At 38.2% G+C, this 16,411-nt stretch carries 15 protein-coding genes; 10 read left to right on the top strand and 5 right to left on the bottom strand.

Annotated elements, in window-relative coordinates; genetic code table 11:
- Window positions 1–66 precede the first annotated feature (66 nt).
- Window positions 67–735: a GTP cyclohydrolase I FolE gene (gene folE, locus V4596_06975; GenBank protein MES2768874.1), complete on the top strand. Its 669-nt coding sequence runs from the start codon at window positions 67–69 to the stop codon at window positions 733–735.
- Window positions 732–1,697 carry a porphobilinogen synthase gene (gene hemB, locus V4596_06970; GenBank protein ID MES2768873.1) on the top strand — a complete coding sequence of 322 codons (966 nt, stop codon included), beginning with the start codon at window positions 732–734 and terminating at the stop codon, window positions 1,695–1,697. Before folE ends, hemB begins: the two co-directional genes overlap by 4 nt.
- On the opposite strand, the gene V4596_06965 is transcribed toward hemB, so the two are convergent.
- Window positions 1,651–2,175, bottom strand: coding sequence for a hypothetical protein (locus V4596_06965; protein ID MES2768872.1), 525 nt, complete (start codon window positions 2,173–2,175; stop codon window positions 1,651–1,653). The genes hemB and V4596_06965 overlap by 47 nt on opposite strands.
- A 295-nt stretch (window positions 2,176–2,470) precedes the next feature.
- Here V4596_06965 and V4596_06960 point away from each other — a divergent pair, with 295 nt between their 5' ends.
- The 3 genes from V4596_06960 (at window position 2,471) to V4596_06950 (ending at window position 5,855) form a co-directional block, all read left to right on the top strand.
- Window positions 2,471–3,619 (top strand): hypothetical protein, encoded by a 1,149-nt coding sequence (locus V4596_06960; protein MES2768871.1) that lies wholly within the window; start codon window positions 2,471–2,473, stop codon window positions 3,617–3,619.
- A 145-nt stretch (window positions 3,620–3,764) separates the two neighbouring features.
- Entirely contained in the window at window positions 3,765–4,526 is a 762-nt protein-coding gene (locus tag V4596_06955) for a TIGR02147 family protein (GenBank protein MES2768870.1), read from the top strand.
- Window positions 4,527–4,580: 54 nt separating this feature from the next.
- Window positions 4,581–5,855: a hypothetical protein gene (locus tag V4596_06950; GenBank protein MES2768869.1), complete on the top strand. Its 1,275-nt coding sequence runs from the start codon at window positions 4,581–4,583 to the stop codon at window positions 5,853–5,855.
- Here the strand turns inward: V4596_06950 and V4596_06945 are convergent.
- Complete coding sequence (locus tag V4596_06945) at window positions 5,852–6,538, bottom strand: winged helix-turn-helix domain-containing protein (protein ID MES2768868.1); 687 nt, start codon at window positions 6,536–6,538, stop codon at window positions 5,852–5,854. The genes V4596_06950 and V4596_06945 overlap by 4 nt on opposite strands.
- 157 nt (window positions 6,539–6,695) lie before the next feature.
- Between V4596_06945 and V4596_06940 the strand changes: the two genes are divergently transcribed.
- Window positions 6,696–7,091 (top strand): hypothetical protein, encoded by a 396-nt coding sequence (locus tag V4596_06940; GenBank protein ID MES2768867.1) that lies wholly within the window; start codon window positions 6,696–6,698, stop codon window positions 7,089–7,091.
- Here the strand turns inward: V4596_06940 and V4596_06935 are convergent.
- Complete coding sequence (locus V4596_06935; GenBank protein ID MES2768866.1) at window positions 7,080–8,351, bottom strand: dicarboxylate/amino acid:cation symporter; 1,272 nt, start codon at window positions 8,349–8,351, stop codon at window positions 7,080–7,082. The genes V4596_06940 and V4596_06935 overlap by 12 nt on opposite strands.
- A gap of 71 nt (window positions 8,352–8,422) precedes the next feature.
- Between V4596_06935 and V4596_06930 the strand changes: the two genes are divergently transcribed.
- Entirely contained in the window at window positions 8,423–9,469 is a 1,047-nt protein-coding gene (locus tag V4596_06930; GenBank protein ID MES2768865.1) for a cation:proton antiporter, read from the top strand.
- Here V4596_06930 and V4596_06925 read toward each other — a convergent pair.
- Window positions 9,444–10,181, bottom strand: coding sequence for a sulfite exporter TauE/SafE family protein (locus V4596_06925; GenBank protein ID MES2768864.1), 738 nt, complete (start codon window positions 10,179–10,181; stop codon window positions 9,444–9,446). The genes V4596_06930 and V4596_06925 overlap by 26 nt on opposite strands.
- A 38-nt stretch (window positions 10,182–10,219) precedes the next feature.
- Window positions 10,220–12,274, bottom strand: coding sequence for a response regulator (locus V4596_06920; protein ID MES2768863.1), 2,055 nt, complete (start codon window positions 12,272–12,274; stop codon window positions 10,220–10,222).
- Between the two features lie 110 nt (window positions 12,275–12,384).
- Between V4596_06920 and mmsA the strand changes: the two genes are divergently transcribed.
- Genes mmsA through V4596_06905 form a run of 3 tightly spaced genes read left to right on the top strand, consistent with a single transcriptional unit; the run spans window position 12,385 to window position 16,382 of the window.
- On the top strand, window positions 12,385–13,857 hold the full coding sequence (gene mmsA, locus V4596_06915) for a CoA-acylating methylmalonate-semialdehyde dehydrogenase (protein MES2768862.1): 1,473 nt from the start codon (window positions 12,385–12,387) through the stop codon (window positions 13,855–13,857).
- Between the two features lie 22 nt (window positions 13,858–13,879).
- Window positions 13,880–15,151: a GTP cyclohydrolase II gene (locus tag V4596_06910; protein ID MES2768861.1), complete on the top strand. Its 1,272-nt coding sequence runs from the start codon at window positions 13,880–13,882 to the stop codon at window positions 15,149–15,151.
- On the top strand, window positions 15,114–16,382 hold the full coding sequence (locus tag V4596_06905; GenBank protein ID MES2768860.1) for a URC4/urg3 family protein: 1,269 nt from the start codon (window positions 15,114–15,116) through the stop codon (window positions 16,380–16,382). Before V4596_06910 ends, V4596_06905 begins: the two co-directional genes overlap by 38 nt.
- Window positions 16,383–16,411: the final 29 nt, after the last annotated feature.

The raw sequence follows: 16,411 nt of genomic DNA, 5'->3' as shown, positions 1-16,411 counted from the left end.
TATTTGATATCACATCGCTCTATATATTTCAGCTGAAAAAGTATTCGAAAAAAGGTAATTAAACTCATGAGTAAAACCATTGAAAAAGAAATCAAATTTGACGCTAAAGACATATTAGCAAACACAAGACCCACGCCATATCATGACACCAAGATGTCGGATGCAGACAAGATCGAAAAGATCACCGGACACTTTCAAGCCATCATGGAAACTTTGGGTATGGATTTATCCAACGACAGTCTTCAAAAAAGTCCACATCGTGTAGCCAAAATGTACGTGAACGAAATCTTTGCGGGACTGAAAGAAGAAAACTTTCCTAGAATCTCAGTGATCGAAAATGAAATGCAATACGATCAAATGATCGTGATCAAAGATGTGAATGTTGTTTCTTTTTGTGAACATCACTTTGTGACCATTCAAGGAAAAGCGAATATTGCTTATATCCCAAACAAAAGAGTGATTGGCCTTTCGAAAATCAACCGCGTAGCCAAGTACTTTTCACAAAGACCGCAAGTTCAAGAGAGGCTTACCAAGCAAATCGCAGATTGTTTGAGTTATGTTTTGGACACACCAAATGTTGCTGTGATGATCGATGCCAAACACTACTGCGTAATCTCAAGAGGCGTAGAAGACGTGAACTCGACAACGTTGACATGTGATTTACGTGGTGAGTTTCGAGAAGACGAAAAAACCAGACAAGAATTTATGATGCACACGAGAGTGAGTGAGCGATGATTGAAAGACCCCGCAGAAATAGAAAATCCGCCGTGATCAGAGACATGGTGAGTGAGACTCATCTTTCGACAAAAAATTTGATTTATCCGTTATTTTTAAAAGACGGAAATGATAAAGTTGAAATCAATTCGATGCCGGGAATCTTTAGATTTTCACCAGAATTACTTTTGAAAGAAATTGAAAGTTGCTTGGAAGTAAGTCTCAATTCCTTTGCTTTGTTTCCTTGTGTGGAAGAAAATTTAAAAGATCAAAAGGCTACAGAGAGTTTTAATCCTCAGTCGACCTATTTAAAAACTATAAAACTCATCAAGCAAAAATTCCCCGAGGCTTGCATCATTACGGATGTAGCGATGGATCCTTACAGTACTGATGGTCACGATGGTTTGGTGCGAGGCGGACAAATTTTAAACGATGAAACTCTAGAGATTTTAGCGAAAATGGCGTTGGCCCAAGCGGCAAGCGGAGCTGATATTATTGCTCCTAGTGATATGATGGATGGAAGAGTGGGTTACATTCGCCAAGCACTGGATGAAAATGGATTTCAAAATGTTTCTATTATGGCCTACACCGCAAAATATGCTTCGGGATTTTATGGTCCTTTCAGAGATGCTTTGAATTCTGCGCCAAAGTTTGGAGATAAAAAAACTTACCAGATGGATTATGCCAACAAGCGCGAAGCTTTTAGAGAGGCAAGACTAGATATGGAAGAGGGTGCGGACTTTTTAATGGTAAAGCCTGCGCTATCTTATCTGGATGTGATTTCTGATTTGAAACAAAACTTTGATCTTCCGATTGCGGCTTACAATGTGAGCGGTGAATATGCGATGGTAAAAGCGGCTGCGCAAAAAGGTTGGATTGATGGAAACAAAGTGATGACCGAGATTCTCACTTCGATTCGTCGTGCGGGTGCGGATGTTATTTTGTCTTACCACGCGAAGGAATTTGCCCAACTGGAGCGGTAGTCGCTTCTTTGGCTTCTCTTACTTCGGTTTTATCTTTGATGGCTCTTTCTTTAACTTTAGAATCAGTCATAATTAGCGTTCTACCCAATTCCCAAATAAGATTTTGAGAGGCAATATCAAAAAGTTGATACTGAATCATAAGACCGTAATCTGATTTTCCATTTTCGTTATCTAGCCAATCATCCACGGTCACTTCCATTCGGTATTTTCCGGTATCGTGCGTACCGAGTGGAGGACGGATCTTTGCGAGAAGGTCTTTTGTGGTTTCTGTGAGAGGGAAATATTTGATTTCTGAAACTTCAATCCACTCCTTCGGAAGGGATTTAGAACGCACTAGAAGCTCCATATCCTGCTTCCAAAGAGTTTCTATCTGTTGGCTTTGAGTGGAGTCGAACCAGAAGGGCGAGAGGTCCTTATACGTCGTAACTACGGCCAGTAAACCGAAGAAAAGTACAGTCATTCCGAATATTTTAGCCATAGACCTTCCACCCATATCTGTCTTGATGTTTTCACCTATGAGGGTAGGGACGAAAATTGTTATTGTCTAAAGAATTCGTAAAAAAATTCCAAACTATTGATTTTGATAGGTATTTTGCCATGAATAAATTGCTGTACAGAATAATAACACTTTATTGTGGCTCCAAACTGCTTTATGGCCAAGGCCAAAATTGAGTGAATTCAATAGGTTGGAAGATCTTCGTCATGGCATAAATATTGGAATAGAAAGGGTAGATAACCAGCGCCCGAGATGCGCCTAAATATGGAGATGGAACGTGAACTTAAAAATGCTAATAACAGTTTTTATGTCATTATCGGTAGCGGTTTCATGCTCCGATGTGAAGTTCAGTAATGCTCCAAGCTCAGATTGTGCGGCAGCTGACAGTTGTATTACAGAGCCTAGCGGTGAGACTTTAACAAAGTTTTTAAAAGTTTCTCATCCAAACACTAAAGTAGACATTTTATTCGTAGATGATAACTCCAGAACAATGCTGGATGAGCAAGCTAAAATCTCTCAACGCTTACAAGGCTTTTTAAATTCAATTTCTGGTTTAGACTATAGAATTGCCATCGTGACTACAGATAATAAAAGTGGATCACAAGACTACAGAGACGGAAAAATGGTTCCATTCTTAGCAACGAATAGCAATGGTGTATTCACGTACGCAACTGATGGCGCAAATAAAATCTACTATATTACTAAGAATACACCAAACGCGGCTGCACTTTTTCAGAATACAATGTATAGACCGGAATCTTATACTTGTTCTCAAAATCAATCGGCTTGTCCTTCCATCGTATCTGGTGATGAGAGAGGTATTTACTCAGCAGTTAGAAATATTAAAGCAAATTCAAATGGCTTTATTAGAGCAGATGCTCAACTTCATGTGGTAATTATCTCGGATGAAGATGAAAGATCTAATGGTGGCGGATTCGCCGGAATGCCAATCGAGGCGGGTAACGATCGTCCAGAAGATCTTTTGAATGCGTTGAGAGCTTTGAACAAAAGAACAAGAGTTCACTCTATCGTTGGGTTACCAGGTGGATTTGATTATGCAAATTTCAATTTTGCATCATGTGTGAATGCACAAATTGGGAATACAACAGGTCAAGAATACGTAGGTTGTCACTATTTGAAATCAAGCGTTGATTCTGGTGGTATCGTTGGAAATAAAAACTCTAGTGATTACACTTCAATTTTGAGCGCTATCAGCACTGACATTCAAGACACAAGCATCAGCAGATTTACATTCAACTGTGTACCAACAGAAATTAAGCTAGAAGCGGTTCAGGGAGCTCCATTTCCACCGCAGTTCACAAATCCACAAATCTTATCTGCAAATGGTCAAAGCCATATCGACTTCAACCCTGTGTTGACGTCAGGAATGGAAATGAAGATCACTTGGAAATGCCCAAGAAGTTAATATTGAAATCAAAAAATTCATAATCAGTTATTTAAACATCAAGTCATGTCATATTTTCACGATCTATATTTTAGATCAGTTTGATCTAATTTAAATTTCTAAATTTTAAAATCTCACTTATAACCTCTCCAAATTGGAGAGAAATATGTTTTTAGGTGAGCAAAAGCTAAAAGAAATACTGATGACCGAGTTTATGAATTCTAAAACTCGCAACTCAAGTTATTCGATGAGAGCCTTTTCTAGAAAGGTCGGTATTCCGCAGTCAGCTATTTCTGAAATTTTGGGTGGCAAGAGAAGCATTACAAGTAAGATGGCTCTGAAGATCATGAATGGTCTCAGTGTGACATCAGAGCAGATTAGTGAAGTGTTTGGAAGCAATAACTCGAACAAACCTGACTTATATAAATCTCTTGAGATGACAACCTTTGATGTTATTTCTGATTGGCATCACTTTGCCATTATCAGTTTAATTGAAACAAAAAGTTTTCAATCTCGTCCCGATTGGATATCTAAAAGATTGGGAATCTCTTTAAAGGCAGTTAAGGACTCTTTAAATAAGCTTCAAGCTTTAGACTTAATCAAGGTAGACCCAAAAAGTAAAAGAATCTCTTTAACTAATGAACAAGTGGCCGCGATTTCACCAGTGGCCACAGCTGCATTAAAGAAAGCGAACAGACAAAATTTGGATCTGGCATTGGATAAGTTAGAAAGTACGAAGTTTGAAGAGAGAGATTTTACGGCTATTACGATGTGCTTTGATCCCGGTCGTATGGAAGAGGCAAAGAAATTGATTAAGGATTTTAGAAGAAAGTTTTGTAAAACAATGGAATCTGGAAACAGAAAAGAAGTCTATAAGTTATGCGTACAACTTTTTCCTCTGAGTAAAATACAAGATACAAAAAATTAATAAAAATTCATTGGCATTTTTGCCATGAGAAGGAGATTTATGAATTTTCTAATTATGAATATAGTTTTTCTGATGGGCATAGCATGTTATGCGGGTAATAATAATACCGTAGGCAAACCGATCTATTCAGGCAGTGATCAGGGCGGCGGGGGCCACTTAATAGTGGACTCTAGTGGGAGTTTGATTCCGTTGGATTTATATAAGGAGCCTGTGAAGGGTATTGATGTATATTCTAATCCCTCAAAAGGATTGAATGTAAATCTTGTAGATGTATGTCCTAGTGACTCAATTAAAAAAATAGATTCAGAAAATGGTCCGAAATGGTTCGTTGAATCTTATCGTTCAGCATTACAATTTTTAGATTTATTGAAGCAAGATAAAGATTATAAATTAGCAGAGATAGCTTTTAATCAGAGTGCCACTTCTATTAAGTGGAGTTTATGTGCAGTGGATCTACCTCTGATTGCTGATCATAGATATAAAGATCAGCAGACTGATAAAGAAATAGTTCAAATGGCTATTCAAAATAATAATGGAGAAGTTATTTTTTCTTCACCTGTGATTTCTCGTTTATTAAAACAAGATAATGCGATCAGTGTTATGCGCTATATAATTATACATGAGATCGCTATCCGCGCCTTGCCTTTAACACCAAGAACTCAAATATCGTCAATTATTGAAAGTTTGGAAAAATTTTATACTCAAGGCCAATTTGATTATAGTCTGCAGAGAATGTTTAGTGCAAGAGCTTCAATGGAAGCATACTTCGATTTGAAATCTACAGTAAAACAAAATGGCATTATAATTAATGAAGCTGCTGTCCCAAATATGGATGTTTCAGTTTACTTAGAAGATGGTAGCATTTTGTCTTCAACCTATACCAATCAATTTTCTCCGATCTCATTTCATAGGGTTATTTTGTTTACGAAAAAAAGAAAAACACTATTCTTGGAAGGATTTAGCCCAAAGAATACGGAAGTTAAAAAAGCAAATTATAATTCTACAATACATGGTGCATTGCCTGGCTTTAAATCAAATACTGGTATTATAGTTGAGTATGATTTTAAAAGAGCCATCGAAAAAATTTGTTTTGAAAATATCAATTATTCTAAGAGCTATGCAAACCAATCTTCCAAAAACAGTAACAGTAAAACAGTTGATTTGCGTTTGGACGTTGTTTATGGCTTAGGTAAGAGCATAGGTCATGATAAACGCGCAACTTTGGTGGATTTACGAGATGTAACACTTGAAGATAAAAACGGTGACGGTAGATTGGACTTTCCGCATCCGGTTTGTATAAATATCGACGATTACTTTGCTAAAAATTAAGATACTTTTTTCTTATTATCTGCTGTACGGAGAACATACCCTTGTCCGTACACGCTGTCGATCATCTCACCAAGCTCTGGAAATTTCTTTTTGAATTTAGAAATCTGAGCATCGATGGATCTTGGTGAGATCTCTTGTCCTTTCCAAACTACATCTTGCATGTGTTTTCTTGAAACCAATTGATCTGGATGTTCAAAGAAAAGCTTAATCAATCTTGTGTGGATAGGTTCGAGTTCAATAAATTTTCCGTTATGTTGAATCTCGTGTTTTAAAAAATCAATAACATAGGGACCGAATTGAACCACGCTTGAATTTTGGAAGCCATTGATTCTTCTATTGAGGGCATAACACTCTAAGTAGATTCTTTCCATTTCTGTGTATTGAGTAAGAACCATATCGCTACCCAATTCAAAAAGTTCTTTTTGTTCTGACATTGAGGGATTACTCATCACCGAGATTATGCCGTGATTATAGAATTGAGGATTTTCTCTGATCACTGTCGTTTGTGCTTTCAAAAATTCGAATGAATTTGAAACAAACAAAAAGACCAAAGGGTTTTCCTTCAGCGCCGTAGAAAAGTAATCATGTGGCTTTAGCAAAGCACACTTCACTCTTCCGCTTAAGAAGTTATAGATAAGATTTCCTCGAATTGGGTCATCGCTGACTATATAAATTAAATCCATAAATATTTATCGACCAATTGTTGTGAAACATTAGTCATAAATTAAAAGACAGGACCTCCGTCCTGCTTTTGTATAAAAATCTAAACAACTTAGACATTGAGGGTGCGACTCAACTCAAGTTAGATGGCTTTAGATTTAACTTAAAAGGAGTTTGTTTATGAAAAAGTTTTTATTAGCCTTATCAATTTTATCACTACCTTTAGTGGCTTGTACAAATAGCGGTGTCGACAATGCCGCAACCAGTGCTCCATCCGAAACATGGACGGAAAGAAGAGATGAATTCATTTCGGGGTCACAAGCTAAACTTGAAGACCTTTCAAGAAAAATTACAGACCTCGAAAAAAGAGGGAAGCTAGTTAAGGCTGATGATTCTCGCAAGGCTAGAAACGAAGCCAAAGATCTGCGAGAAGACATTGCAGACTTAAAAGAAGATCTTGAAAAAGATGCTCCGAAAGTTTCTGCAGGAAAATGGGAAGAAGAACGCGTTGAACTTCAAAGCGATCTTAATGAGCTTGAGCAAGAATTTTCAGAATACAGTTCGCTATACAGATAATTTAACTTTTTTAATCGGTTCATGGGATACGGCTGCGGCGATTACGAGATCGCCGCTGACGTTAATAGTTGTGCGACACATATCCAACAATCTATCTACACCCAAAATAATTCCCACACCTTCAGGAGGAATCCCTACAGCTTGAAGTAAAATCATCATTGGGGGGAGTGATCCTCCAGGAATACCTGCAGTCCCAATTCCAGCTAAGATCGAAATTAAGATTACAAAGACTTGTTCAGCCAGCGCCAATTCAATACCGTAAACTTGCGCTAAGAATAGAACGGTAACTCCTTCAAAAAGTGCGGTTCCATTTTGATTGGCCGTAGATCCTACTGTGAGAACGAATCTCGCAATCTGAGGCGGAAGTTTCAATTTGTGTTCTGCAGTTTCTAAAGTTCTAGGTAAAGTGGCGTTGGAAGAAGCCGTGGAAAATGCATACAAGAAAACCTCTCTGCAGTTTTTGTAAAATTCCAGGGGCTTAATATTAGTGAAGGCTTTTAGAATCGCCGTGTAAACCACAAACTGTTGAATCAACAATCCTAATACCACAACGAAAACATAAAATAGTAATGATTTAAAAATATCAAATCCGAATTTATAGGCAGAATTAAATACCAAAGCAAAAACAGCTAGCGGAGCAAGCTTCATGGCAAGCTCAACCATCTTCATACAGGCTTGAAGAACTCTTTCTAATAATTCAATCAGAACATTTTTTTGCCCGACGGGTGAGGAGAGCATAACCCCAATTCCAAAGAGAAGCGCAAAAAGCATAAGAGCTACAATCTCACCATCCAGAGCCCTTGCTGCAGAATCAATGGGATTTTTTGTAAATAGATCTACAACGATTTGGGAAAATGGTTTCGATTTCATTACATTTTCTTTGAGCGTTTGAAGAGTCGAAGCATTTTGCTCAATTATGGATTGATCAATTTTTAATCCTTCGCCAGGTTTAAAAACATTCACGAGAGTAATCCCAATCAATACAGATGCAGTGCTTGTGATGATTGTAAAAATAATGGTCTTCATTGCGACTCGCCCGAGACCGCGAGCTTGGCCCAATTCGTAAACTCCGAGCACTAATGCTGAAAAAATCAGCGGCACCACAACCATAAAAATCAGCCTTAAGAAGATTTGGCCAATAGGATTTAGAATATGGCTATTGATCTGATTTAGCCATTCAAGGTGTGAGTAATTATGAAGAACTGTTCCAAGGAGACCGCCAAGAAACAATGCCAGTATGAGCTTATAGTGAGACTTCATGTTTACCCCTCATTTTTGTCTTAAAAGATTATGTGGACAAGGGGCGTATACTACGTTTTATCTTATAAAAGATGCAAACACTTTTAATTCCGATTCTGCTACAGATTATAATAATTTTGGCTATTTCGCGCTTGTTTGCTGCATTATTTAAGAAGATAGGACAACCTCGGGTAGTCGGCGAAATGCTTGCAGGTCTTTTTCTGGGTAAATCTATTTTTGGTTTATTTTTTCCAGAGAGTTACAATTATATTTTCCCACCAGAGTCCTTTAAATATCTTCATATTTTAAGTCAAATAGGTTTGATCATCTTTATGTTCACGATCGGACTTGAAGTTGATCTTGGGTTAATTAGAAATAAAGCCAAACAAGCTATCGCAGTTTCTCACGTTGGAATAATCGTACCATTTATTTTGGGAGTATTGGCAGCATATCTATTCTATGATGATTTTAGAACTCCTCAGAGTGATTTTGTTTCTTTTGCATTATTCGTAGGAATTGTAATGAGCATTACTGCATTTCCAGTTCTTATTAGAATTCTGCAAGAATACAATATGACGAAGACCGCCCTTGGAACTATGGCTATCACTTGTGCTGCGGTGGACGATATAACCATCTGGTTGGTGTTAGCAGTTTTTATCGGTGTTTCAAAAAATTCAAATATTTTGCATATATTGATGATTGCCACATTTCTTTTGGGTATTGCTTTCTCTCGTACAGAATTTTTTAAAACGAAATTCATCGAAAAAATTGGAAGTGTAAGCTCTAAAATTTTTCTTCCACTCTTTTTTACTTTTTCAGGATTGAGAACGGATATTTCATCGGTACAGAGTGCAACTCTCTGGTCTATATGTATCATAATAATTCTTTTTGCAGTTTTTGGAAAACTTCTTGGAGTTGCTATTATGGCAAAGTTGACAGGATCCAATTGGAAAGATGCATTTGCTCTGGGTGCCTTAATGAATGCGAGAGGATTGATGAGCCTGATTGTATTGAATATTGGTTATGATGTGCAGATTTTATCGAAAGAAATTTTTACGATTTTAATCATCATGTCCTTTGTCACGACAATGATGGCGGGACCTCTCTTGAAAATCACTCTAAAACGAGTTTTATCATAAGGCCGATTACCACCAGCACCAATAAGGGGCGAGCCACTTTTTCGGCGCTCTTACTAGCTAAACTAGAACCAAGCAATGCTCCAACAAAGGCAAACGCGGCTAAATTTAATCCTACTGGCCAATTCACCACGCCACTTAAAGCAAAACTAGCAAGTGCGGTAGTCGCAGAAATAGCATTTGCAAACTTAGAAGATGCAATCGCGGTCATCAACGGAAGTTTTGCCCAGATAACAAGGCTAAGTAACATCAGTGTTCCACCGCCAGGCCCCAGTACTCCGTCATATATACCGCAGAGGATCCCTGAAAAAATCAATTTGTAGAAATGCTCTGAAGCTTGGGGATCTGGCTGTTCATTTTTTAAGAAAGTTTTTTTATTAAGAATGACATAAAGAAAAATAGGGCAAACAGTGATGACTAAATATTTAAATATTTCTACAGGCAAAATCAAAGCAAGCTTTGAGCCAATAAAAGTTCCCGCGCCAACAGATAATAAAAATGGGGTTGCAGATTTGAGTTTGAGGTGACCATTTTTAGCATAAACGATTAGTGCTGTAACGGTAGCAACGGTAGCAATAATTTTATTGGTTGCGACAGCCGCGGCCCCAGGACCCACTAAGAGTGTAAAAACAGGAAGAGTGATTAGCCCCCCTCCACCAACGATGGAATCTATGAATCCTGCAATAAACACTAAAATTTTGAAAACGATTTCCACTTTACCACTTTAACTTTTACTAATTAACTTTTTCCACTTTAACTTTTTAAATGCTTCAACAAAACAAAATACAAGCTATTTATCTCAAGTGGCTTAGTAAGATAGTCATTGCATCCAGCTTGAAGACAGCGTTCCCGATCTTCTTTCATGGCATTTGCCGTTAGAGCAATGATGGGTTTGCTGAAACCTTTATTTCTAAGTTCTTGAGTGGCTGTACAACCATCCTTAACAGGCATTTGAATATCCATCAACACAATATCGGGATTAAGAGAAAGCGCCTTCTCTACCCCTTCGTTCCCATTGCTTGCAAAGTGAACATTGGCTTTTACTTTAACCAAATAGACTTTTACCAAAAGCTGATTATCAACACTGTCTTCTACAACTAAAATGTTTTTTCCATTAAAATTTTCTAAATCTTCATTGGTCAGAGTTCGAGATTGTAAATAAGTTGGTGTATGATGTTCTTTATCGTGCAGCTTAATTTGACAAGCGAATATGGAACCTTTATTTGGTTCGCTATACTTCAAAATTACATCTCCACCCAGAAGATTAGCTAAACGTTTAGAAAGAACTAAGCCAAGTCCTGATCCGCCAGGTTTTCTTGTTGCAACAGAGTCCACCTGTGAGAAGAGTCTAAAGAGTTTTTCTTTTCCTTTTTGATCAATTCCTGTCCCGGTATCTGAAACTTCAAAATGTAAATTTTTAGACTCTATCCAATAGCTCACCTCAATAGTTCCTTTTTCAGTAAATTTCAGAGCATTATTCACGAGATTGAGAAGAATTTGGTGGAGTCTTGTTTCGTCAGTTATGATTTCCTCAGGAATCTTTCCTTTCGATTTAAAAATAATATTATTTTTAGTTTCATGCGATTTAATTTCTAATATTGAAGCTAAATTTTTTAGAAACGGGGCAAATTTAAATTTGCTTACAGAAACCTCAATATATCCGGACTCAACTCTCGAAACATCTAAAATATCATTTATAATTCTTAAAAGATTATTACTAGTGCGATGAATAGTGTCGATGTAGTGATCGCGATCATGCTGTGTGATATGAGGGTCTTTTAAAAGCTCCGTGAATCCCAGAATAATTCCCACCGGAGTTCTAATTTCATGGCTCATATTTGCCATAAAAATAGTTTTCAAATGACTGTCGCTTATAGCTTTGTCTTTTAGACCTAAACTGTTTTTTAAATCTTCAGTCATTTTGTTGATGGCTAAGGCAAGTTGTCCCAGTTCATCTTTGGATCTTACAGGAACTTTTTCGTTGAAATTTTTCTTTCCCACTTCTTGAGCTACGTGATTCAATTCATCCAGTGTACGATTTAAATTTTTACTGAATTTAAATGTTAAAAATAAACCACTACCCTCAACAATAACGATCGTACAGATGAGCATAAGCATGAGGAGCTTTTCCAGCCACCTAGAGCCTTCGCCAAGAATATATGAAAACCGATCTTCAACCTCCGTCAATCTTGTATCTACTTCATAAATTTTAATCAGCTTGGCTTGAACAATATCTGCATCAGCGTTATTTTGAATGCTTGCATGGAGTTCTTCGGCCGCTTTAACGAATTCATCGATAAGAATATCGGCTTCTCTCCAAACCTCTATGGCTCTGCGAAGGTGTGGAATTTTGTGAAATCTTCGGATAACATTAATAAGGCCGTCGATATCGTCCGGGTGAATTCTGCCTTGCAGAAACCCTTGGCGAACTTCTTCAGGATCATATTTTTCCTTTTCTAGCTCTAATCTTGCACGCCTATCGCCTAATGGAACTTTTAGGTTTTCTATAAACTTGTCATAGTAATCATGATCTTTTGTTAATGCATAACTCTGTAAATTACGAACTGCGGTTTTCTGAGCTTTTGACCAGAGTCCTTCTCCGCCAACAAATGATCTTACTGCAGAAAGGGTGTTCATTGCGAAGAATAAAGTGAATAGCTCAGTCGCTATCAGTAGCGCCATAATGCCTACTACGCAGTATAGTTTTTTAGAAACAGACAAATCTTTCCAGTTTAGCAAAATATCTCCCATGAGAAGTAAGCCAAGATAAGCAAATATTAATAATACACAGATTTTGTTTAAAATCATGCAATATGTGTTGTGCCTATCTGTGTCAAGACCATCTCTTTAGTAGTATTTCAATTGGGGGTTGAATTATGATTTTCATTCGCAGACATATGTAAAGGGAGACTTAAGAAATGCAGCCAAAGATTCCAGAGAATATTATTTGTCATAACTTTATAAAGGGTGCTTGGATTTTGGGCGAACAGGGCACGCAAAATGTAAACTCACCCTATAACGGTAAAAAAATAGGGATATTCAGTATTCCCACAAAAAAACAAATTGACCAAGCCATCGATGCAGCGGAAGTGGCGCAGAAATCTTGGGCAAAACTCCCCATCAAGGAACGCAGTAAAATTTTATTTAACTTCAGAAATATTTTAATTAGAGACCAAGATGAGATCGCTCATTTAAAAAGTTCAGAAAGTGGAAAAACCTTTGAAGAAGGTAAGGCTGGTCTAATGAAAGGGATTGAAGTGTTGGAGTACGCGCTTTCAATTCAAAACTTAGATCTTGGTGGAAAAGTAGAAGTGTCAAAGGGTGTCACGTGCGAGTTTCGTCGTGAACCTTTAGGTGTTGTTGCGAACATCACTCCATTTAATTTTCCAGCGATGGTACCGATGTGGACGATTCCAATCGCAATCGCTCTTGGAAATTCATATATCTGGAAGCCGTCAGAAAAAACACCACTCACAGCATTTAAAATCGCAAGTAGTTTCAAAGAAGCAGGTTTGCCCGATGGAATCCTCACGGTCCTTCATGGTGGTGGAGATACAGTGAATGCCATTATTGATCATCCCAAAGTGAAGGCAATTGGATTTGTTGGTTCAACGAAGATTGCAAAACTTGTCTATCAAAGAGGAACTCAGTTGGGAAAAAGAGTTTTAGCATTAGGCGGAGCAAAAAATCACATCGTACTTTTACCAGATGCAAATACGGAATTGAGTGGAATTGGAATTTCCGATTCTTTCACGGGCTGCGCCGGACAAAGATGCATGGCCGCTTCCGTGCTGCTTGCGGTTGGTGATGTAAAATCGCATATCGAAAAAATTGTGCAAAGAGCAGCCTCACTTGAACTTGGAAACACAATGGGTGCAATCATCACCAAGGATCAAGTTGAATTTTTAAAAGGTGCCATTGACCGCGCTGAAAAGGCAGGAGCAAAAATTTTATTGGACGGTAGAAAAACCAAAGCTCCGGCAGGTATGGATCACGGCAATTGGATTGGGCCAACGATCTTGGATATGGTGGCAACGGGATCTGAAGCGAGCACGCATGAATTATTCGGACCGATCTTAAGCATTGTTCATTGCAAAGACATCACTCAAGCTATGGAAATTGAAAATGGCGTAGATTACGGAAATGCTTGCAGTGTCTTCACCACAAACGGAGCACTTGCAGATAGAGTATCTAGAGAAGCTTCTACTGGAATGGTTGGTGTGAACGTAGGGGTTCCTGTTCCTCGGGAGCCATTCTCTTTTGGTGGCGTGAATGCTTCAAAATTTGGTCACGGTGATATCACGGGGCCCTACAGTTTGGACTTTTGGTCCAACGTAAAAAAAATAACAACGAAATGGGAAATGCAGGCAGACAGTAATTGGATGTCTTAAGAAGATCTTTTAGGAGATTAGGATGAAGGAAAATAAATTTACAGATTTCAAAAAGAAATCAAGCCATGTGATCTTGGCTTCACATACAAATTTAAAATACAAAGAAACTCTACCAATTGATTGGGGAAATAAAGACCCTCTCAAGCGTGGCCCAGTAGTGGCGTCGATCACCAATGCGCGTGCAAGAAACGCTATTGGGACTCACAGTGGAAGTTATACTGTTTACAGAGCGCTATCGATTGCTAGCGGGAAGTTTTCAACAACGCACAAACCTGATCTACAAAATACACAAAGTCCGGTGAAGATTGGACCTTATGAACAATGGTTTGATCCTACAAAGATGGTTTCTATTGATCCTTGGGGGCTTGATCCGCAAGTTCATTTTAAAACTTTATTTGATCAAGGTTATGATATCCGTCCAACGATTGCCGTTACGCAGGCGCATTTGATGCTTCCAGAAATTGCAGAAGCAATCGATAAAGGTCGCTTACAAATCGATGGAAAAATTATTCGCGAGAGCAAAGACATTAAAGTGACTAAAGTCGCTTTGGATCCAGTTTGGTATCTTCCTGGTATCGCGAAAAGATTAAATATTGAAGAAGGTGAGCTTAGAAAAATTCTCTTTGAAGAAACTGGTGGAATGTACCCAGAACTTATCACAAGAAGAGATTTAAAAGTTTGCTTACCACCGATTGGCAGCACGACAGCTTATATCTTTGGTGATCCGCAAGCCTTGGCCAATCAAAAAGTGGAACTCACTTGCCGGGTGCATGATGAATGTAATGGTTCTGATGTATTCGGATCTGATATTTGCACGTGCAGACCATATTTGATGTACGGAATTGAGGATGCAGCAAGAACAGCTCAGCGTGGAGGCGTTGGCATTATTATTTATTTCCGTAAAGAAGGCCGAGCTCTAGGAGAGGTAACAAAGTTCCTGGTTTATAATGCAAGAAAAAGGCAAGAGGGCGGAGACTCTGCTGCAACTTACTTCCAACGAACACAGTGTGTCGCAGGAGTTGAGGATGCGAGATTCCAAGAGCTAATGCCAGATACCTTGCAATTCTTTGGAATTAAGAAAATTCACAATCTTCATTCCATGAGCAATATGAAATACGATGCCATTGTTGGTAGTGGTATTGAAGTGGTAAATAGAATTTCAATTCCGGACTGGCTGATTCCTCAAGATGCACAAGTTGAAATGGAAGCAAAAAAAGCGGCTGGATATTTCACTAAAGATAAAAAGAAATCAAAAGATGAATTGTCAAAAGTTAAAGGACGTCCAATTGAATAAGCTTTCTGATCAAAAAATAATACTGACAGACGAACAGATTGATTTTTTGCTTTCTCCTAAAGCTATTAGAGAAAGAACAAAGAAAATTTTTGATTTAACTCGTGAGGGAAAAACTCACTTTATCTATCATCCAGAAAAAATGGATGCGACGGTAAACTATGTTCTTCAGGTGATCAAAAAGAATTACCCATTGATGGATATTCCATTTCATTCAAGGTGGGGACACTTTAGAGTTGGAAAAATTGATCGCGTCAAAAGATTAGATGAAACATTATCAAGACTAGATGCGCTTGAAAAAGCGAGAACAAAATTGGATCTAGTGATCACATCTGTCCTCCTGGATGCAGGTGCTGGCGCTGCCTGGAAGTTTTTTGAAAAAGAATCGGATAAATCTTTCTCAAGATCGGAAGGCTTAGGTGTTGCGAGTCTTTACATGTTTTTAAAAGGAACAATGAGTTCTGATAGAAAGACATTGAGGGCTGATCGCGAAGGACTCAAAAACATTTCTATCAATGATTTAAAAGAAGCCTTTCAAGTTTCAGAAACAAATCCACTCGTCGGGGGCGAAGGAAGAGTATTGCTTTTAAATAATCTTTCAAAAGCTTTAGAAAATAAAACTATTTTTAAAGATGGAAGACCGGGAAACATTATTGATTATCTTATCGCTAAATATGGTAAGGATATCCCGGCAAGTGGCGTGCTCAGGGCCGTCCTTGACGGACTCGGACCTATCTGGCCCGGGAGACTAGAGGCAAATGGCATTAACCTTGGTGATGTTTGGTCACATTCGCAACTGGGAAAAGCAGGAAGTTTTGAATCATTAATTCCATTCCATAAACTTTCGCAATGGATGACGTACTCATTGATTGAGCCCATCATGGAGGCAGGAGTTGAGGTCACAGGTGTTGAGGGGCTCACGGGTCTAGCGGAATATCGCAATGGCGGACTTTTGATTGATTCTGGCCTTGTAACAATGAAAGATCTAGAAAATTTCAAGAAACCCTGGTCACCAGATTCGGAGCTTATCATTGAGTGGAGAGCGTTAACGGTTTATTTGTTGGATCGTTTTGGTGACGCTGTTCAAAAAGCAATTGGGAAAACTCCACAAGAATTTCCATTAGCAAAAGTATTGGAAGGTGGAACTTGGTGGGCAGGAAGATTTCTGGCTCAAGAAAAAAGACCCAGTGGAGATCCACCAATTATGATTAAAAGTGATGGAACAGTCTTTTAGTTAGCAAAAAATTGATAAGGAAAATATTT

This window comes from Bdellovibrionota bacterium (assembly GCA_040386775.1).
Taxonomy (GTDB): Bacteria; Bdellovibrionota; Bdellovibrionia; order Bdellovibrionales; family JAEYZS01; genus JAEYZS01.
This window is presented reverse-complemented; position numbering and strand designations above follow the sequence as displayed.

Bases quoted from the DNA above. Each gene is read 5' to 3' on its own strand.
- folE (MES2768874.1), top strand. From the start codon at position 67: ATGAGTAAAACCATTGAAAAAGAAATCAAATTTGACGCTAAAGACATA.
- hemB (MES2768873.1), top strand. From the start codon at position 732: ATGATTGAAAGACCCCGCAGAAATAGAAAATCCGCCGTGATCAGAGAC.
- V4596_06965 (MES2768872.1), bottom strand. From the start codon at position 2,175: ATGGCTAAAATATTCGGAATGACTGTACTTTTCTTCGGTTTACTGGCC.
- V4596_06955 (MES2768870.1), top strand. From the start codon at position 3,765: ATGTTTTTAGGTGAGCAAAAGCTAAAAGAAATACTGATGACCGAGTTT.
- V4596_06950 (MES2768869.1), top strand. From the start codon at position 4,581: ATGAATATAGTTTTTCTGATGGGCATAGCATGTTATGCGGGTAATAAT.
- V4596_06945 (MES2768868.1), bottom strand. From the start codon at position 6,538: ATGGATTTAATTTATATAGTCAGCGATGACCCAATTCGAGGAAATCTT.
- V4596_06940 (MES2768867.1), top strand. From the start codon at position 6,696: ATGAAAAAGTTTTTATTAGCCTTATCAATTTTATCACTACCTTTAGTG.
- V4596_06935 (MES2768866.1), bottom strand. From the start codon at position 8,351: ATGAAGTCTCACTATAAGCTCATACTGGCATTGTTTCTTGGCGGTCTC.
- V4596_06930 (MES2768865.1), top strand. From the start codon at position 8,423: ATGCAAACACTTTTAATTCCGATTCTGCTACAGATTATAATAATTTTG.
- V4596_06920 (MES2768863.1), bottom strand. From the start codon at position 12,274: ATGATTTTAAACAAAATCTGTGTATTATTAATATTTGCTTATCTTGGC.
- mmsA (MES2768862.1), top strand. From the start codon at position 12,385: ATGCAGCCAAAGATTCCAGAGAATATTATTTGTCATAACTTTATAAAG.
- V4596_06910 (MES2768861.1), top strand. From the start codon at position 13,880: ATGAAGGAAAATAAATTTACAGATTTCAAAAAGAAATCAAGCCATGTG.
- V4596_06905 (MES2768860.1), top strand. From the start codon at position 15,114: ATGAATTGTCAAAAGTTAAAGGACGTCCAATTGAATAAGCTTTCTGAT.